At 61.8% G+C, this 17739-nt stretch carries 19 protein-coding genes; 16 read left to right on the forward strand and 3 right to left on the reverse strand.

The annotated features are described in order from the left end of the window. The first annotated feature begins 504 nt into the window (after positions 1-504). The 8 genes from DT068_RS01175 to DT068_RS01210 all read left to right on the forward strand — a co-directional run bounded on the left by DT068_RS01175 (position 505) and on the right by DT068_RS01210 (position 7135). Entirely contained in the window at positions 505-1188 is a 684-nt protein-coding gene (locus tag DT068_RS01175; protein WP_162913932.1) for a FadR/GntR family transcriptional regulator, read from the forward strand. An 80-nt stretch (positions 1189-1268) separates the two neighbouring features. Beyond that, entirely contained in the window at positions 1269-2255 is a 987-nt protein-coding gene (locus DT068_RS01180) for a substrate-binding domain-containing protein (protein WP_162913933.1), read from the forward strand. An 81-nt stretch (positions 2256-2336) separates the two neighbouring features. Further along, positions 2337-3401 carry an ABC transporter permease gene (locus DT068_RS01185; protein ID WP_119387932.1) on the forward strand — a complete coding sequence of 355 codons (1065 nt, stop codon included), beginning with the start codon at positions 2337-2339 and terminating at the stop codon, positions 3399-3401. A 12-nt stretch (positions 3402-3413) separates the two neighbouring features. Continuing rightward, positions 3414-4232, forward strand: coding sequence for an ATP-binding cassette domain-containing protein (locus DT068_RS01190; protein ID WP_119387933.1), 819 nt, complete (start codon positions 3414-3416; stop codon positions 4230-4232). 34 nt (positions 4233-4266) lie between these two features. Then, on the forward strand, positions 4267-5355 hold the full coding sequence (locus DT068_RS01195; RefSeq protein ID WP_119387934.1) for a fatty acid desaturase family protein: 1089 nt from the start codon (positions 4267-4269) through the stop codon (positions 5353-5355). A 6-nt stretch (positions 5356-5361) separates the two neighbouring features. Beyond that, a complete protein-coding gene (locus DT068_RS01200) occupies positions 5362-6174 on the forward strand; it encodes a 3-methyl-2-oxobutanoate hydroxymethyltransferase (RefSeq protein WP_119387935.1) in 813 nt (270 codons plus the stop codon). Next, positions 6171-6488, forward strand: coding sequence for a MocE family 2Fe-2S type ferredoxin (locus DT068_RS01205; RefSeq protein WP_119387936.1), 318 nt, complete (start codon positions 6171-6173; stop codon positions 6486-6488). The genes DT068_RS01200 and DT068_RS01205 overlap by 4 nt, the downstream gene beginning before the upstream one ends. A gap of 230 nt (positions 6489-6718) precedes the next feature. Continuing rightward, positions 6719-7135, forward strand: coding sequence for a cupin domain-containing protein (locus DT068_RS01210; protein ID WP_119388294.1), 417 nt, complete (start codon positions 6719-6721; stop codon positions 7133-7135). On the opposite strand, the gene DT068_RS28260 is transcribed toward DT068_RS01210, so the two are convergent. Further along, positions 7120-7224, reverse strand: coding sequence for a hypothetical protein (locus DT068_RS28260; RefSeq protein WP_368904359.1), 105 nt, complete (start codon positions 7222-7224; stop codon positions 7120-7122). The genes DT068_RS01210 and DT068_RS28260 overlap by 16 nt on opposite strands. 114 nt (positions 7225-7338) lie before the next feature. Beyond that, positions 7339-8220 (reverse strand): LysR substrate-binding domain-containing protein, encoded by an 882-nt coding sequence (locus DT068_RS01220; protein ID WP_119387938.1) that lies wholly within the window; start codon positions 8218-8220, stop codon positions 7339-7341. 106 nt (positions 8221-8326) lie between these two features. On the opposite strand from DT068_RS01220, the gene DT068_RS01225 reads away from it, so the two are divergent. The 8 genes from DT068_RS01225 (at position 8327) to DT068_RS01260 (ending at position 16303) form a co-directional block, all read left to right on the forward strand. Next, positions 8327-9076, forward strand: coding sequence for an SDR family NAD(P)-dependent oxidoreductase (locus DT068_RS01225; RefSeq protein WP_119387939.1), 750 nt, complete (start codon positions 8327-8329; stop codon positions 9074-9076). An 82-nt stretch (positions 9077-9158) separates the two neighbouring features. After that, the gene (locus DT068_RS01230; protein ID WP_162913934.1) at positions 9159-10592 is read left to right on the forward strand and encodes an ABC transporter substrate-binding protein; all 1434 of its coding nucleotides are present in this window, start codon (positions 9159-9161) and stop codon (positions 10590-10592) included. A gap of 66 nt (positions 10593-10658) precedes the next feature. After that, on the forward strand, positions 10659-11561 hold the full coding sequence (locus DT068_RS01235; protein ID WP_119387941.1) for a carbohydrate ABC transporter permease: 903 nt from the start codon (positions 10659-10661) through the stop codon (positions 11559-11561). After that, entirely contained in the window at positions 11558-12397 is an 840-nt protein-coding gene (locus DT068_RS01240; RefSeq protein ID WP_119387942.1) for a carbohydrate ABC transporter permease, read from the forward strand. Before DT068_RS01235 ends, DT068_RS01240 begins: the two co-directional genes overlap by 4 nt. A 10-nt stretch (positions 12398-12407) precedes the next feature. Then, positions 12408-13508: an ABC transporter ATP-binding protein gene (locus DT068_RS01245; RefSeq protein ID WP_119387943.1), complete on the forward strand. Its 1101-nt coding sequence runs from the start codon at positions 12408-12410 to the stop codon at positions 13506-13508. A gap of 1 nt (position 13509) precedes the next feature. Then, the gene (locus DT068_RS01250; RefSeq protein ID WP_119387944.1) at positions 13510-14349 is read left to right on the forward strand and encodes a transketolase; all 840 of its coding nucleotides are present in this window, start codon (positions 13510-13512) and stop codon (positions 14347-14349) included. Continuing rightward, a complete protein-coding gene (locus DT068_RS01255) occupies positions 14346-15389 on the forward strand; it encodes a transketolase family protein (protein WP_119387945.1) in 1044 nt (347 codons plus the stop codon). The genes DT068_RS01250 and DT068_RS01255 overlap by 4 nt, the downstream gene beginning before the upstream one ends. A gap of 23 nt (positions 15390-15412) precedes the next feature. Next, entirely contained in the window at positions 15413-16303 is an 891-nt protein-coding gene (locus tag DT068_RS01260; protein ID WP_119387946.1) for an SMP-30/gluconolactonase/LRE family protein, read from the forward strand. Positions 16304-16358: 55 nt separating this feature from the next. On the opposite strand, the gene DT068_RS01265 is transcribed toward DT068_RS01260, so the two are convergent. Further along, positions 16359-17702, reverse strand: coding sequence for an NAD(P)/FAD-dependent oxidoreductase (locus tag DT068_RS01265; RefSeq protein WP_162913935.1), 1344 nt, complete (start codon positions 17700-17702; stop codon positions 16359-16361). Positions 17703-17739: the final 37 nt, after the last annotated feature.

Raw genomic sequence — 17739 nt, forward strand, 5'->3', positions numbered from 1 at the left:
TCCTTGGGCGGCCGCCGGTCCCGGCGGCCCGGATACAGGGAATTACAGGGATTTACAGGGAATTTTCACAAAGAGAATCCGGCACTCGCAATATCAATGACTTGGCGATGCCGAGCAGGCCGGAGCAGGGAATTTTCCTCAGCAGCTCACTCACTCCCCGTCTCCTCTCTTTTTTCCTGGATACTGCATCTGAACTCCCAGGGAACCGAGCCGATCCATTTCCAGGTCGGGCTCTGCACATCCTATAATTTTCCAATCTCATGGTCTGGCCCGCAATTGCCAGTCCTCAATGAGTGCGCGGAGGCTCCTTGCCGACGATCTTCCATGATCGCTCCCGCCAGATGTTGCTCATAATAGATAAAAGCAGTTCTTATGGTTGGTCGGAAAACCCCTTCCAAGGCCGGAGTTTTGCGCAGAGGGAAGCCAAAAACCCAGTGAAATTGGGAGTTGCGTAGAAACTAATTCTTGCTACTATTTACAACTATGATCGAGAGCTTGGCCAGAATGGACACCCCGCTCGTCGCCCATGCGGTGGCTGCGGTCCGGGAAATGATCTCCTTGCCGGCCTATGCGCAGGGCGTGCGGCTGCCCTCGGAAGCGGAGCTGGCGGAGCGGATCGGCATTTCACGGCCGGTGCTGCGCCAGGCCCTGGCGGTGCTCAAGGATGAAGGGGTGATCGAGTCCCGCCGGGGCTCGGGCACCTATACGTGCGGCAAGCCCGCCGGCGCTTCCGCCTATGGCAAGCCCGAGACCCTGGCCGATCTCGAGGACTGCCTGCGCTTCCGCATGGTGATCGAAAGCGCCGCTGCCGCGCAGGCCGCCCGGCACATGGAGCGGCGCGCGCTCGATGAGATCCTCGCGGCGGTCGAAGCCCTGGAAAAGAGCCCCGCCCATGACGATGCCGTGGCCCAGACCGACATGGCGTTCCACATGGCGGTCGCGCGAGCGGCGCACAGCCGTTATTTCGTCATGACGCTCAATTTCCTGATGCCGCATATCCTGTTCGGCCTGAATCTCGGCCGGCAGCTGCAGGCGATGCAGCCCAATGCCACGTCGCGCCGCGTGGCCGCCGAGCATCGCGCCATCTACGAAGCCATCGCCAGCGGCAATGAAGCTTCCGCAGGAGAGCGGATGAAAGACCATCTCTTCGCCGGCATCGAACGCGTCTTCGGCAAGAGGAGCTGGTGAAGCCAATCCGAGCCCGATCGTTCCGGATGCGACCACCGGAAAATCGGAAGACCGACCGGTCGCCAATGGGAGGAAACCCGATGCAGTCAGTGAGGAAACTGGGAATTGCGGCAATCGCCGGCCTTGTGATGGCCGCCGTGCCGACTGTGGGCATGGCCTTCGATTCCGATCACAAGGAGGAATGGAAGAAGATCAACATCCTCTTCGTGCCGTGGTCGCAGTCGTCAAACGCGTTCTTCGAGGCGGTGGTGAACGGCGCCAAGGACGCCGCCGAGCAGCAGGGCGTCAATATCGACATCCAGTTCGGCGAAGAAGACCAGAAGCACCAGCTCGGCATTCTCGAGACCGGCATCGCCAACAAGGTCAGCGGCATTGCCGTCAATATCGCCGACGACAACGCCTATATCGACGTTCTGTGCGGCGCCATGAAGCAGGGCATCCCCGTCGTCACCTTCAATATCGACGATTCGCGCCATGGCGCGCCGGACTCCACCTGCCGCATGGCGTTCATGGGCCAGAATTTCATCGCCGCCGGCTATGTTCTCGGCAAGCGCATGATCGCCGAGCATGGGCTGAAGAAAGGCGACATGGTGTTCACGCCGGTCGAGGCGGCGCAAGCCACCTATGCCGTCGAGCGTCACGCGGGTGTGCAGAAGGCGCTTGCCGAGATCGGCGCCAGTTCCGAGATCCTCGGCGTCGGCAACGACCATGCGCAGGCGCTCAACCTGATGACGCAGTATCTGCTGGGCCACCCCGACACGGCCGCGGTCATCGGCCTCGGCCAGACGCCGACCAGCCAGGCCGTGCAGGCCATCAAGGATGCCGGTCTCAAGATACCGGCCGGCGGCTTCGATGTCTCGAAGGACATACTGGAAGACATCAAGAATGGCGAGCTCACCGCAACCGTCGACCAGCAACCCTACAGCCAGGGCTACTATGCGGTGACGCAATTGGCCCTCAACCTCAAATACGGGCTCTATCCTTCAGAGATGGATACGGGCGGCACGGGCCTCATCGACAAGACGAACTATCAGTTCGCCGAGAAATACGCCGGTCCGGTCCGCTGAGGCCGGCCTTCGTCAATGCCTGAGATGACCGGCGGAGTCCCGATCCGCCGGTCTTCTCCCGACGCCGCGGCAGGGGGAAGCATGTCCAACAGCCAAGCCGATCATATTCGCAGAGCCGTCGCGGAGCGTGCCGGGCGCACGTTCCCGGCCAAGGTCGCGGACTGGATCCGCGACCGTCCGGAAGGCGGCATCGCCGTGATGTTCTGCATTGCCCAGATCCTGTGCATTGCCGGGGCCCTGATGTTTCCCGGAGAGTTCCGCTACCTGCTGCCGGCGAATATCGCCGTGACTCTCAAGTCGATCGCGCCGCTCGGCATCATGGCGCTGGGCGTCGGGATTCTCATGATCGCCGGTGAATACGACCTTTCCGTCGGCGCCCAGTATTCATTCCTCGCCATCGTCTGCGCCACGGTCAGCAACCAGCTTCTCGGCGACATCAGTGAAGAGCATGCAAGTGCCGCGGCGCCCTTCATCGCCATGGCCCTCGTATTGACGATCGGCGCGCTCATCGGGGTGTTTCACGCGCTGATCACGCTCAGGTTCAACATTCCGTCCTTCATCACGACGCTGGGCGGCATGCTGCTGTGGAAAGGGGCGACCTTGCTCTATCACGGCGCCTCGGCGCTGCGCTTCAAGCCGACCGAACCCTTCAGGACGATCTTCGGCGGCGAGATCGGCGTCATCCATGCCTCGATCATCTGGTTCAGCCTGTTCGCGATCGCCTTCTATTTCCTTCTCCATCACCACAGGCTCGGCAACCATTTCTATGCGGTGGGCGGCAACCGCAATGCGGCGGTGGCCATCGGCATCGATCCGGCGCGCACCAAGATCATCGCCTTCGCCATTGCAGGCTTCATGGCGGCCTTTTCCGGTGTGGTCGCGGCGACCCGCGTCGGCTCGATCCAGCCCGGCGGCGGCCTCGGCATGGAGCTGCAGGCGATCGCGGCCTGCGTGATCGGCGGGCTTGCGCTCAATGGCGGGCGTGGCTCGATCCTCGGGATCGTGCTCGGCACGGCGCTGGTCTTCACCATCCAGGACGTGCTGCTTCTGCTCAGGGCGCCTGCCTTCTATTTCGAGATGTTCGTGGGCTCGCTGATCGTGATCGCGGTCGTCCTCAACACCGCCATCCGGCGCAGCAAGGCGTAAGGAGAGAAGCCGATGTCAGAACCCCGTCACGCGCTTCGCCATCCGCAGAAACCGGCCCATATCCCGGTGGACAGGCCGACAGAGGGCATACGGCCCGAGGAGACACCTCTCTATGAGGCGCGCAAGATCGTCAAGCGCTATGGGTCATTCGTGGCGCTCAACAACATGGACTTCCATATCGGCCGGAACGAGGTGGTGGGCCTGCTCGGGGACAATGGCGCCGGCAAGTCGACGCTGGTGCGGATGATCTCCGGCATCAATCCGCCGACCTCGGGCGAGGTCTTCATCAACGGGAAGAAGACGGACATACGGACCCGGGCGGAGTCGGAAGCCTCCGGCATCGAGACCATCTACCAGGACATAGCGCTGGTCGATTCCATGTCGATCACCCGCAATATCTTCATGGGCCGCGAGATCACCGGCCGCTTCGGCTTCATGGACCACCGGAAGATGGAGGAAGTCACCATCGACATACTCGGAAGCGCCGTCCAGATTTCGGGGATCGACGATCCCCGGAAGGAAGTGGGCTTCCTGTCGGGCGGGCAGAAGCAGGCGGTGGCGATCGCGCGGGCTGTGCATTTCAAGCGCAACATCCTGCTGCTGGACGAGCCGACCTCGGCACTTTCGGTGCGCGAGACCGAGCATCTTCTCGGCTATGTGCGGGATCTCAAGAAAGAGGGCACGTCCAGCGTGCTCGTCACCCACAATCTCTATCATGCCTTCATGGTCTGCGACCGTTTCGTGGTGATGAGCCATGGCGCCAAGGTGTTCGAGGCCAGGAAGGAGGACACGACGATCGAAGAAGTGACGGATCACGTGATCAGGACCTGACCCTCCTGCTCAGCGTGATGGAAGGAGCAGAGACATGAGCTTCGAAACCGCAAGCGCACCCTTTCCCCGCAATTACAGCCTCGAGGGACCGCTCAACGAGCGGGCAAAGCAGATCGGGCTCGCCAATGCCGATTGGTACAAGAGCGACATACCGCGCCCGCGCATGAAGGAACTGATGCAGCGCTCGGACGGTCCGGCGACGCGCGACACGCTGATCTGGATCGGTGCCTTGATCCTGACCGGCGGGCTTGGCGCCTGGTTCTGGGGCACATGGTGGTGCGTGCCGTTCTTCATCGTCTATGGCGTGCTCTATGGCTCAGGGGGCGATTCGCGCTGGCATGAATGCGGCCACGGCACTGCCTTCAGGACCCAGTGGAAGAACGACGCCGTCTATCAGATCGCCTGCTTCATGACGGTGCGCAACCCGACCATCTGGCGCTGGAGCCATTCGCGCCATCACACGGATACGATCATCGTCGGGCGCGATCCCGAGATCATCCTGATGCGCCCGCCGGAGCTCGCCAAGGCGGTGCTCAACATCTTCGGCATCCTCATGGTGCCGCAGGCCTGGTGGGCGATGCTGCGCTATGCCTCAGGCCGTCTCACCGACGGTGAGAAGGACTTCATCCCGGAGCCGGAGCGCCCCCGCGTCTTCTTCGTGGCGCGCGTGTGGACGGCGATCTATCTCGCTGTCCTCGCGGCCTGCGTCTATCTCGGGTCGATCCTGCCGGCGATGCTGATCGGCCTGCCCAGCATGTATGGCGCCTGGCACATGCTCATGACCGGCCTGACGCAGCATATCGGGCTTGCCGAGGATGTCCTCGATCACCGGCTCAACTGCCGCACCATGTATATCAATCCCTTCAGCCGCTTCGTCTACTGGAACATGAACTACCATATCGAGCATCACATGTTCCCGATGGTTCCCTATCACCGGCTGCCGGAGCTGCATCAGGAAATCCTGCCGGACTGTCCGCCGCCCTATCACGGCTTCTGGGCCTGCTACAAGGAGATCATCCCGACCCTGTGGCGCCAGCGCAAGGACCCCGAGCATTTCGTGCGGCGCCAGCTGCCCGCGACCGCGCGGCCGACCCCGCCGCTTCCCATTGCCGTGAAAGGTTGACCATCCATGCCGCGCAAGAAACCGACTCTCGCCGATATTCGCGCCAATAAAGGCAAGTACCAGTATTCGAAGCTGCATGTCGACAACTGGGAGGAAATCGTCGCGGCCGAGGCGGCGGGAATAGATATCCTGTCGGTGCCGCCCGAATTCCTGACAAGCCCGCGCTTCCGGGAAGTGGCGCCGACGGTATTCGCCATACCGGGCCTGTCGCTCTATGATCATGACGGCGCGCCGGACGGCTTCCTGCGCTGGGGCTACCAGATGATGCGGGCCGGCGCCGATGCGGTCTACTGCCCGACATCATTCGCGACGATCCGCCGGATGGCCGACGAGGCCATCCCGGTCATCGGGCATGTCGGGCTGATCCCGTCGAAATGCTCATGGACCGGCGGGTTCAAAGCCGTCGGCAAGACCGCCGAGAGCGCCATGATGATCTGGGACATGGTGCGGAAATACGAGGATGCCGGCGCCTTCGGCGTCGAGATCGAGGTCACACCGCCCGATATCGCCGCCGAGATCTCGCGCCGAACCCCGCTATTCATGATCTCGATGGGTTCGGGAACCGGCTGCGATGCGCAATATCTCTTCACCTGCGACGTGCTGGGCGAGAACAAGGGCCATGTTCCGAAGCATGCCAAGGTCTATCGCAACTTCGCCGCCGAGCGCGAAAGGCTCCAGCAGGAGCGGATCGCGGCTTTCAGGGAGTATCACCGCGACGTCCAGACCGGCGCTTTCCCCGAGGCGGCGCAGATCGTCGCAGCACTTCCCGGCGAGGTCGAGAAGTTCAGGGCCATGCTGGCAAAAGGGGGCGCCAGGTGAGCGAGTGGGTTGAAGCCTGCGCCGTTGGCGACATCGCCGAGGAAGACGTCATGCGTTTCGATCATGCCGGCCGGACATTTGCGGTCTATCACTCGCCTGACGGGAAATACTACGCGACCGACGGCCTGTGCACGCATGAGAAGGTGCATCTGGCCGATGGCCTCGTCATGGACAACATCATCGAGTGCCCGAAACACAATGGCCGCTTCGACTATCGCACCGGCGCCGCCAAGGGTGCCCCGGCCTGCGTCAATCTCAAGGTCTATCCGGTGAAGATCGAGGCCGGCATGGTCTACATCGATATTGCCGCGTAGTGCAGCGCCCATCAGCGCATGCGCGGTCGCTCGCAGGACCGGCGGCTAAATAGAAGTATAAGCGCCGCGGCCCTTCGGAAAGAACGGTTTTGCGTAGCACTGCTTCGGAAATTACGAATGCAACGCGGTTGATCCTGCATGCCCCGGCGGGCATCCTGATCGCTCGCGGCCAGCGAGGCCGCCGCGCGCCTCGGGATTCAAGCAATAGTCATGACACGGAGGAAATGCAGATGATCGCCTACAAGCTCAAGTCCGATCCCATCAGCCTCGACGTCTGGGGGCCGCCTGAGCGGCTGTCGGCGGTGACGCTCGACGGTGCACCGATCATGCATGGGAAGAATCTCTATTCTTCGGGAAACGGGCAGATCCTGAGCGGAATCTATGAGGTGACGAAGGGCCGTTTCAAGGTCATCTATCCCTTCCACGAGCATGCAACCGTTCTGGCTGGTGAGGTGACGCTGACGGACGAAGCGGGCAACAGCGTCACCTATGGGCCCGGTGACAGCTGGTTCTGCCATCAAGGCGAAGTCGTCACATGGGACGTCAAGGAGCGGCTGCGCAAGACCTTCTTTGTCGTAACCGCCGATCGGTTTGTCACGATCGTGGCGCAGAATTTCGAGCAATCGCATTATCAAGTGGTGGGATGATCGCCGCGCGCGATGCTGTCACGTTGAACACCACTGTCGGCGAGGACCGTCAGCCTCTCGCCGACCGCGTCGACGATCTGGCTGAGCACTTCGATCAGCGCAACCGCGTTGCCGAGATTGCCACCGGCGTGTGAGCAGGAAGATATAGACCCCGAACGGTGTGTCGCCGCTGCGCAAGATTCTTGAACAGGGAAGGGCCGGCCTCAAATCGAGCTCGAAACCGGAAGTCCGAGCTCGCTCACGATCCATCGCCTGAAAATCTGCAAGGTTTGCCGCCGTACCGCGATGCGCGGAAAGACCAGAAAGTGCCCGACATAGCGGACATCGACCGATTTGCCGGAGAGGATCGGCACAAGGCGACCATCGGCGATCTCTCTTTCGGCAAGCCTGGTCGATTCGAGCGCGACTCCAAGCCCGCTGGCCGCCGCCGATATCGCCAGGAAGCTGCGATCGAAGCGCATGCCATGTGGCGGCGGCGCCGACAGGCCGTTGGCGGCGAACCAGTCGGGCCACCTGATCTGCTTGTTGTCGCTGTCGATGAGGGCGTGGCGCAGAAGGTCCTCGGGCTTCAGGATCAGACTGGCGAATTTGGGTGTGCAGAGCGGCGTCACGGCTTCTTCGCCGAGCGGCAGCACGACGACACCTTCCTGGTCCTGCCGGCCATAGACGATGTCAACGTCGAACTCGTCGGTGGTGAAGCGCGTATAGTCCGTGCCGGCAGAGAGACGAATTTCGATGTCGGGATGGGCCGCCAGGAACTGCGGCAGGCGCGGGGTCAGCCACTGCGCGGCAAAGCTCGGCGCGGAATGGACGCGCAATACCTTGGGGCCGCGGGTCGAGACCAGACTGACGCCGCGCCGGATATCGTCGAAGGCCGGCCCGATGTGACGTATCAGCGCCTTGCCATCTACGCTGAGGCGCGCCTTCCGGCCTTCGCGTTCGAACAATACCGCGCCCAGGCTTTGCTCGAGCTTCCGGATGGCATGGCTGATGGCGCTCGGCGACAGATGCAGTTCCACCGCCGCCTCCTGGAAAGAGCCGGTACGGGCGGCCGCTTCGAATGCGCGCAAAAGGGTAAGCTGCATTCGATTAGTGAACTGGATTCATGTATTCTTGTAAAGGTCGCGTTTGTCGAAACGTCGGATTCCCATCATCCTCCTCAAAAAAGCGTCGCCAATTGGGAGGACCCGTTTGCTTCTGCACGGAAAAATCGCCGTTATTTCAGGGGCCGCCAGCAAACGCGGCATCGGCCTGGCAACCGCACGGACCTTTGCCGGGCAGGGTGCCAAAGTCGCCGTTCTCGATATTGACCTGAATGCAGCTCACGAGGCTGCATCTACACTCGGGTCCGGGCATCTGGGGTTGCGGTGCGATGTGACAGATGCCCAGGCATGCCGGAGCGCCGTCGCCAGCGTCATCGAGAAGCTCGGCACCGTCGATATCCTCATCAACAACGCCGGCATCACCCAGCCGGTCAGGACGATGGAGATCGATCCCAAGAACTGGGACCGGATCATGGATGTCAATCTGCGGGGCGTCCTCTATCTGAGCCAAGCCGTCATTCCCCATATGCGCAATCGCGGTAAGGGCTCCATTGCCTGCATGTCCTCGGTATCGGCGCAGCGCGGCGGCGGCATCTTCGGGGGGCCGCATTATTCCGCCGCCAAAGCGGGCGTGCTCGGCCTTGCCAAGGCAATGGCGCGCGAACTGGGGCCAGACGGGATCCGGGTCAACTGCGTTACGCCTGGCTTGATCGAGACCGATATCACCGGCGACAAGCTCACCCCCGCCATGAAGGCCGAGATCATCAAGGGCATACCGCTGAACCGGTTGGGTGCTGCATCCGATGTGGCCAATATATTTCTGTTCCTCGCATCCGATCTCTCGGCCTACGTGACCGGCGCAGTGATCGACGTCAATGGAGGCATGCTCATTCACTAGTTCAAGGGAATCTGCGCGGAGCAGGCTGTGGCTGGGGAACAGCGGCAGCGGCCGACCTGACGCAGAAACATGGGAGGAGAAGATGAAGAGAAGATCATTCCTGGCCGCGACATCGCTGCTGGCCTTATATCCGGGATCGGCCTGGGCGGAGGGCAAGAATGCTGCTGAAACGGCAGTCGAGGCGGCGAAGAAATATGCCGGCACCGAGATCAGCATTGTCTGGGAGGCGGGTCTTCAATCGCTTGACCCTCTGAACTACTCGGGGCCAAAATGGGAGAAGCTGACCGGCATCAAGGTGAAGGTCGTCGAAGTTCCGACCGATCAGATGTTCACCAAGATCATGCAGGACTTCCGTTCGGGTGCCGGCGCCTATGACGCCTTGAACGTCATTCCGTCGTGGATGCCGGATCTCGTACGCGCCGGGGCGCTCGAGCCCCTCGACGCCTGGGTCGATCAATTTGGCTATCGCGATGAATTGCAGGACATCGCTCCCGCCTATCGCGACAACCAGATGACCGTTGATGGCAAGATCTACGGTTTCCCGGACGATGGCGATGTCATGCTCCTCTACTACCGGAAGGACATATTCGCGGATCCGAAAATGAAGGAGGAGTTCAAGGCCAAGCACGGCTATGACCTCGCCCCGCCCAAGGACTGGAAGCAGTTTGCCGAGATCGGCCAGTTCATCACCGACAAGCTGGCGCCCAAGACCTATGGCGCCGGCTTCTTCCGCACCGCGCCTTATCCGCAATACATGTTCCAGGAGCGCTTCCGCATGGAGGGCGGCAAGTTCTTCGATGCCGAAACCATGAAGGCGACCGTCAACAGCCCGGTCGGCCTCAAGGTCTTCGAGGGCATGGTGGCGGAAAACAAGTTCATGCCGCCCGGCGTCGAGCAATGGAACTTCGTCGACAATCTGGCCAATTTCCTGCAAGGCACGACCGCCATGACGATCTCCTGGCCGCCCTATGGCCGCTGGGCCGCGGGATATGGATCGGGCGAAGAGGCGCTCTCCTGGGTGCCGAAATCGCAGATCGCCGGCAAGGTCGGCTATGCGCTCAATCCGTTGGGCCGCGACGAGCTGGGTGTCGGCTTCGCCCTGTCGGTCTCCACGGCCAGCAAGCACAAGGAAGCCGCCTATCTGTTCATCCAGTGGCTGAACAGCAAGCAGACGAGCCTCGAGCGCGTCCAGCTTCCCTATACGCTGCGCGATCCGTTCCGCACATCGCACTACGAGAGTGCGGAATACAGGAAGCTGTGGCCGGATGCGGGAGCCTATCTCGACACGATCAAGCGCGCCGGCGAAACCGGTCTCCTTGACCTGTCATTGCTGCAGCAGGACAAATATGATGAGGCGATGACGAAGGCGATCAGCAGCCTTTGGGCCGGCGAGGATGCGCAGGCCATCCTGGACCGCCTGGCGGAGCAGTTTGATGCAGTCACGCAAAAGGTCGGCGTCGACAAGCAGAAGGCCGTCTACAAGGCATGGGCGGCGAAGCCCGGCGCCTATCCCTGATCTCCCCGGATTTGCGGTGAAGGGCCTTCCCAATGGCCCTTCACCCCTTTCGTCAGAAAAGAGTTCATGAACACCCGACCTGCGCTGGCCCAAAGGATATCGGTCGCCTCCGACCGGGGCTTCAAATATCTGATGATCGCACCGGCGATCCTCATCCTGCTGCTGGTGGGCATCTTCCCACTCGTCTATTCGCTTGTCGTCAGCTTCCAGAACATCACGATGACGGAGGTCGATACCTCCTTCGCCGGGGCCTTGAACTACGTTCAGCTGTTCAAGGACAGTCGCCTGTGGGAGTCGCTGCTGCACACGGCACTGATCACGATGGTGGCGCTGCCGCTCGAGCTCGTTTTCGGCTTCCTGCTGGCGCAATTGTTCCTCGAAAGATTCCCGGGACGGCAGATTTTCGTGGCGCTGCTCGTGCTCCCCACGGTCATTTCACCGATCGTCGCGGGCGCTACATGGCGGCTCATGTTCGACGTGCGCTTCGGTCCGATTGGCCAGATCCTGAGCTTCTTCGCCGGCGAACCCGTCAACATCCTGTGGACGGTCAATCCATCCTTTGTCTATCCTGCCATCGTCGTCTGTGAAGTCTGGCAGTGGACGCCTTTCATGTTCCTGCTGCTGCTCGCAGCCCTGTCGAATGTCGACCAGTCACAGCTCGAGGCGGCCGAAATCGATGGCGCCTCCTACTGGCGCGTGCTGCGCCAGATCGTCATCCCGGCGATCACGCCCGTCATTGCGGTGGCGGTGCTGATCCGCGGCCTCGATCTCGTCCGCATCTTCGACATCATCTGGGCGCTCACCGAAGGCGGCCCGGGCTCGATGACCGAGACCATTTCACTCTATGCCTATGTCATCGGCTTCGTGCAGTTCGACACCAGCTATACGGCGGCCGTCGCCTTCCTGGTGATCGTCATCCTCACCGCCATCGTGACGATCGCCCTGCGGCGAATGGAGATGGTCCGATGAGCTTCGGATACAGCCGCCGTCGCGGCGGCGGAAGATTGCTGCTGCGCTATGTTCTCGCTTCGGCCGTGACGGTCATATTCCTCTTCCCCGTCTATTGGCTCTTCATGATCTCATTCAAGACCGCGGACGAGATCTATCACGTTCCGCCCGTATGGTACCCAAGCCAGCTGCAGCTCGGCAGCTATCTGGTGCTGTTCAGGGATGGTGACGTGCTGGCGATCCTCAACAGCTTCATCGTGGCAGGCGTGAGCTCCCTCCTGGCGATGATTTTCGGGACCTTCTGCGCCTACAGTCTCGCCCGCTTCCGCACCGGCGGCGAGCATCTTGCCATGTGGATCATCTCGCAGCGCATGATCCCGCCGATCGCGATCGTCTTCCCGATTTTTCTCATCTACGTGCATTTCGGCTGGGTCGACACCTATTTCGGTCTCATCCTGCTCTATACCGCATTCAACCTTCCCTATGTCATCTGGATGATGCGCGGCTACATCGCCGACATCCCGCTCGAACTCGAGGAAAGCGCTCTCGTCGATGGCTGCACGCGCTGGCAGACCTTGTGGAAGGTCGTGTTCCCAATGGCGCGCTCGGGGCTGATGGCGACGGCGGTGTTCACCTTCGTCTTCGCCTGGAACGACTTCATCTTCGCGCTCATCCTCACGCGCACCGAGGTGATCACCTTCCCGGTGCAGCTCACCCACTATTTCGGCGGCCAGTCGAATTTCTGGTCGAAGATCGCCGCCATGTCTGTGCTCGGCACGCTGCCAATTTTCGTCGCCGTGACGATCATGCAACGCTATCTGGTGCGCGGCATTTCGCTCGGCGCGGTCAAGGGATAGGGAGAAGCCTGTGGCGGATGTCAGAATAGCGGGGCTGCAGAAATATTACGGCGCGGTGCATGCCCTCAAAGGCATCGATCTGCATGTCGGCGAAGGGGAGTTTGCCATTTTCGTCGGACCGTCAGGCTGCGGCAAAAGCACGTTGCTGCGCACCATTGCCGGATTGGAGCAACTCGATGGCGGAACGATCGCCATCGGTGGGCAAATCGTCAACGACATGCGACCGCGCGACCGTAACATCGCCATGGTGTTCCAGAACTACGCGCTTTATCCCTATCTCACCGTCTATGACAATGTCGCCTTCGGGCTTCGCGCCCGCAAGGTCGTCGAGCCCGAAATCAAGCGACGTGTCGATGAAGCTGCGGCCATGCTTGGCATCGGCCCCCTGTTACAGCGCTATCCTCGCCAACTCTCCGGCGGCCAGCGTCAGCGCGTCGCCATTGGCCGCGCCATCGTGCGTCAGGCGCAGCTTTTTCTCTTCGACGAGCCGCTCTCCAATCTCGACGCCAAATTGCGCGACGAGATGAGGGGTGAGATCAAGAGGCTGCACCGCGAGATCGCCACCACCATGATCTATGTCACCCATGATCAGGTGGAGGCGATGACGCTCGCCGACAAGATCGTGCTGTTGCGCGATGGCCGGATCGAGCAGCTGGGGGCGCCGCTTGATCTCTTCGAGCGGCCGGCCACCGGTTTCGTGGCAGGCTTCCTGGGGTCGCCCTCGATCAACCTGATCCCGGCGAGGCTTGTCGCGCGCGGCAATGGTGCGGCCATTGCCCTGGCCACAGGCGAGACGCTGGCACTTCCGCCGGGACGAACGGAAGCCCTTGCCGGCAAGGCCGAACGCCAGGTGATCCTCGGCATCAGACCGCAACATATCAGCCGGGCCATTGGCGGGAAAATGCCATCCGGCGTTGCGCGGGTGAGCGCCAAGGCCGACCTGATCCAGCCGACCGGGACTCGCACCTTTGTCACCTCGCATGTGGGCGGGGTCGCCGTGACCGTCGAGCTTGGCGCCCATGATGTGGGCGCTCAAGGCAGCGCCGTCGACTATGCCGTCGACCTGAACCGATCGATCCTCATCGATCCCGAAACCGACAAGGTTCTCTGACATGCATGAGCGCCGCCCCAATACCAGCCTGGCGCAGCGCGCCTATCACATTCGCCGCTATGCCCTGCGGATGGCGAAAGTGCAGGGCCAGGGCTATATCGCCCAGGCTTTGGGCGTCGCCGATATTCTGGCGGTATCCTATTTCCATGCGCTGAGATTTCGGCCGAGCGAGCCCGAATGGGAGGGCCGGGACCGCTTCCTGCTCTCCATTGGACACTATGCCATCGCGCTTTACGCGGCGCTCATCGAAGCCGGCATCCTGCCGGAAGATGAGATCGAGACCTATGGATCGGATGACAGCCGCCTGCCGATGTCGGGCATGGCGGCCTATACGCCCGGCATGGAGATCACCGGCGGCTCCCTTGGCCAGGGGCTTTCCATTGCTGTCGGCATGTGCCTGGGGCTCAAGCGCAAGAGATCGGCAAGCGTCGTCTACAATCTACTGTCCGATGGCGAGCTCAATGAAGGCTCGACCTGGGAAGCCGCCCTGTCGGCGGCGAGTTTCGGCCTCGACAATCTCATCGCCATCGTCGACGTCAATAACATGCAGGCGGACGGACCCTCGAAGAGCGTCCTGAATTTCGAGCCGCTCGCGGAGAAGTTCCTGTCCTTTGGATGGTATGTGCAAAGGGTTAACGGGAACGACATCGAAGCCCTGTCGGCCGCTTTCGACCATGCGCGCGATTCGAGCGAGCGGAAGCCGCGCATCATCATCTGCGACACGAGGATGGGGAAGGGCATCGATTTCCTCGAAATGCGAGAGCGCAATCATTTCCTGCGTGTGGAAGCGGAAGAATGGAGTAGGGCCCTGGCGGTGCTTGATGCGGGGATGCCGCAATGAAGCGCGACAAATACAAGCGTCCGCAAACCGCCAGCGGCGCGGCGCGACTCAAGACATCGGCGATGATCGCGTCGATTGCGGACGACGATCAGCCGGTGAAGACAGCGCCTTTCGGCCATTCCCTGGTTGAAGCGGCACTCGCCCGGCCGGAAATCGTCGGCATGAGCGCCGATCTTGCCAAATACACCGATCTTCATATCTTCGCGCAGGCCTGTCCCGATCGCTTTTACCAGATGGGCATGGCCGAACAACTCCTGATGGGCGCTGCCGCCGGCATGGCGCGCGAGGGCTTTGTGCCTTTCGCCACCACCTACGCGGTCTTCGCCTCGCGCCGGGCCTATGACTTCATCTGCATGGCGATCGCCGAGGAGAATCTCAACGTCAAGATCGTCTGCGCTCTCCCGGGCCTTACCACCGGATATGGGCCGAGCCATCAGGCGACCGAGGATCTTGCGATCTTTCGCGGACTTCCCAACCTCACCATCATCGACCCCTGCGATGCGCTCGAGATCGAACAGGCCGTACCCGCGATTGCCGACCACCAGGGGCCCGTCTATATGCGCCTGCTGCGCGGCAAGGTGCCCCTGGTTCTGGATCGTTATGGCTATCGCTTCGAGATCGGCAAAGCGCGGATTCTGGTCGATGGCGCCGATATATTGCTCATCGCCAGTGGCCTGATGACGATGCGCGCCCTCGAAGCCGCCGAGCAGTTGGCCCAGCAGGGCATAAGGGTCGCCGTGCTGCATGTGAGCACGATCAAGCCGCTCGATCGCGAGACGATCCTGGCCGAAGCCTTGAAGCCGGGGCGACCGGTCATCGTCGCCGAGAACCATACGGTCATTGGCGGACTTGGCGAGGCCGTGGCGGCACTTCTGCTGCGCCATGGCTTTTCGGGTCGGTTCCGCCAGATCGGTCTTCCGGACGAGTTCCTGGACGCGGGCGCATTGCCGACATTGCATGAGCGCTATGGGCTTTCCGCGGCGCGCGTCGCCGACACGATACGCACCTGGCTTGGCGGCAGGGAGCGCCGGCCGTCATAATGGCGAACAGCAAGGAGAGGAAAATGGCATCCAGCATCTTCGCCGCGAATATCGGAGCTCCGGAAGGGCCCGTCACGCTGCCCGACGGGTCCATGTATGTCACCGAGATGTCGCACAGCACGCTCAACGTGACAAAGCTCGACCCCACGGGCCAGCGTCACGTGGTCAGGAAGACGGGTGGCCGTCCAAATGGGTTGGCGATCGACGGCGACGGCCTGATCTGGATCGCGGAAGCGGGACTGCGCGCCCTCATCTGCATCGATCCCGATGGCCGCGAGATCAAGCGGCTGGAAGGCGACGACAGGGACGGACAGTTCCTCTTCCCCAATGATCTCGCTTTTGGACCGGACGATAACCTTTACATGACCGACTCCGGTATGGCGGTGACCGATTTCCTCGACGGCCAGAATTTTGTCGAAGGGTACATGGACCTGAACTGGGATGGCCGCGTCTATGAGATCGATCCCAAGGCCATGAAAGTCGTTCGCATCATAGATCGCAAGATTCGCTTCACCAACGGCATCGCTTTCGGGCCGGACAATCTGCTCTATGCCAATGCCTCGTTCACCGGCGAAATCTACCATTATGACGTGTTTTCACCAGCGCCGAAACGCCAGGTTTTCGGCAATGTGCTGCAGCCCGATGACCGCCCGGATTTCAAAGGCCCGGATGGCATGAAATTCGGCATGGATGGGCGGCTTTACTGCACAGTCTACAACCAAAAAAACGTCACGGTGCTCGACCGCGATGGTCAGGTGGCCGAGCGCCTGCCGCTCGATGGCGCCCAGCCCACCAATCTGGCTTTCTCGCGGGACGGCAAGAGAATGCTGGTGACCGAAGTATCGAAGGGGCAGGTTGAATGCATCGACGCCTCTTGCGCTGGGTTCCCGCTCTATTATCCGAAGACGAGGTGATCAAAGCCTGTCATCCGGTCCGATGTCACGACCTCACCTGGCCTGCTGAGGTTACCTAACGATTGTCCTGATAATTGAACCACAGATAAGCGCCCTTGAGATAGAGCGGGCGTAAGGCGGGTACCGGAAAGCGCGCCAAGCGCCTGGTGAGGATCGAGGGGAGATTGGCGCGCTCAGGTTTGCCGCCAATGAGATCGGCCAGCGCCGCGCCCGAATAGCTCGCCATGGCGACGCCATTGCCGTGATAGGCAAGCGCGGTCCACACGGCTTTCGCCTCGTCAAGCGGGCCGACATAGGGCACGAGATCATAAGAGAGGCAGACGAAGCCGCGCCAGAAATGGGTGATTCCGGCCTGGCCGAAGACCGGGAACATCCGGCGCAAGGTGTTCTCCATATGCGCCTGCATCGGTTCGGCGCCCGCATCGGAAGCATCGGTGCCGCCGCGGCCGCCGAACAGGAAGCGGCCGTCGGGCAGGAGCCGGAAATAATGCAGGAGATTGCGCGTGTCATAGGCCATGAGGCGGGATGTCCAGCCCTGATCTCTTCGTTCGGCCTCGCTCAGGGGGCGGGTGACGATGATGTTGCTGAGGGCCGGCATGAGGCGCCCCCGATGATGAAGCGAGACGTCTTCCGGCGTGTAGCCATTGGTGGCGACGATGACTTTGCCCGCCGACAAAGTGCCGCCTTGCGTCGTGAGGATGTGGCGTCCGGCGCGCTCCTCCCAGCGGATGACGCGCGAGCGGCCATGGATCCTGGCGCCGGCCCTGTAAGCGGCGCGCGCCAGGCCGCGCGCATAGTTCAACGGATGAATGCTGAAGCCGACATCGCCCCTGATGCCGCCATGGAATTGCGGCGCCCACAGGCCCTGCTCCTTCATCTGGTCGACATTCAGAAGCTCGAGCTTCTCGCCGAAGACGCGGGCCATGAAGTCGCGCTCTTCCTCGAGTTCAGCCCAGCGGTTCGGCAGATGGGCGAGCGAGATCTCGCCGCCGTCATGGATCCAGGCATCGATGCCGTGGGTGGTGCAGAGATCACGGACCAGGCCGACGGCATCCTTCATCGCGCCATGGAAGCGGCGCGTATCCTCGAGACCGTAGGATTTGATGAGGGAGGTGTAGCTCCTCTTGTGGCAGCCGATGCAGGAAAAGCCGCCATTGCGTCCGGAAGCGCCCCAGCCGGGCTCGGCCGCCTCCAGCACGCGCACATCCATGCCATATTCGCTCCTCAGGCGCAGCGCGGCGGAAAGCCCGGTGTAGCCTGCGCCAATGATGGCGATATCACATTGGGCGTCACCGGCGAGCGGCGCCGTGTCGATGCCGAGCGGAGCCGCGGTCGCTTCCCAGAAGCTCCGGACCGGGTGGTCGAAATGAAAGGCATCGGCGTGGGTCGTGGTAGGCATGTGTGCTTGCATGTTGTCGGGCGGGCCCAAGTCGCCT

The sequence above is a fragment of the Taklimakanibacter lacteus genome, from assembly GCA_003576695.1.
GTDB classification, from domain to species: domain Bacteria; phylum Pseudomonadota; class Alphaproteobacteria; order Rhizobiales; family Aestuariivirgaceae; genus Taklimakanibacter; species Taklimakanibacter lacteus.

Bases quoted from the DNA above. Each gene is read 5' to 3' on its own strand.
- DT068_RS01190 (WP_119387933.1), top strand. From the start codon at position 3,414: ATGTCAGAACCCCGTCACGCGCTTCGCCATCCGCAGAAACCGGCCCAT.
- DT068_RS01220 (WP_119387938.1), bottom strand. From the start codon at position 8,220: ATGCAGCTTACCCTTTTGCGCGCATTCGAAGCGGCCGCCCGTACCGGC.
- DT068_RS01235 (WP_119387941.1), top strand. From the start codon at position 10,659: ATGAACACCCGACCTGCGCTGGCCCAAAGGATATCGGTCGCCTCCGAC.
- DT068_RS01180 (WP_162913933.1), top strand. From the start codon at position 1,269: ATGCAGTCAGTGAGGAAACTGGGAATTGCGGCAATCGCCGGCCTTGTG.
- DT068_RS01240 (WP_119387942.1), top strand. From the start codon at position 11,558: ATGAGCTTCGGATACAGCCGCCGTCGCGGCGGCGGAAGATTGCTGCTG.
- DT068_RS01210 (WP_119388294.1), top strand. From the start codon at position 6,719: ATGATCGCCTACAAGCTCAAGTCCGATCCCATCAGCCTCGACGTCTGG.
- DT068_RS01250 (WP_119387944.1), top strand. From the start codon at position 13,510: ATGCATGAGCGCCGCCCCAATACCAGCCTGGCGCAGCGCGCCTATCAC.
- DT068_RS01195 (WP_119387934.1), top strand. From the start codon at position 4,267: ATGAGCTTCGAAACCGCAAGCGCACCCTTTCCCCGCAATTACAGCCTC.
- DT068_RS01230 (WP_162913934.1), top strand. From the start codon at position 9,159: ATGAAGAGAAGATCATTCCTGGCCGCGACATCGCTGCTGGCCTTATAT.
- DT068_RS01185 (WP_119387932.1), top strand. From the start codon at position 2,337: ATGTCCAACAGCCAAGCCGATCATATTCGCAGAGCCGTCGCGGAGCGT.
- DT068_RS01260 (WP_119387946.1), top strand. From the start codon at position 15,413: ATGGCATCCAGCATCTTCGCCGCGAATATCGGAGCTCCGGAAGGGCCC.
- DT068_RS01255 (WP_119387945.1), top strand. From the start codon at position 14,346: ATGAAGCGCGACAAATACAAGCGTCCGCAAACCGCCAGCGGCGCGGCG.
- DT068_RS01200 (WP_119387935.1), top strand. From the start codon at position 5,362: ATGCCGCGCAAGAAACCGACTCTCGCCGATATTCGCGCCAATAAAGGC.
- DT068_RS01265 (WP_162913935.1), bottom strand. From the start codon at position 17,702: ATGCCTACCACGACCCACGCCGATGCCTTTCATTTCGACCACCCGGTC.
- DT068_RS01175 (WP_162913932.1), top strand. From the start codon at position 505: ATGGACACCCCGCTCGTCGCCCATGCGGTGGCTGCGGTCCGGGAAATG.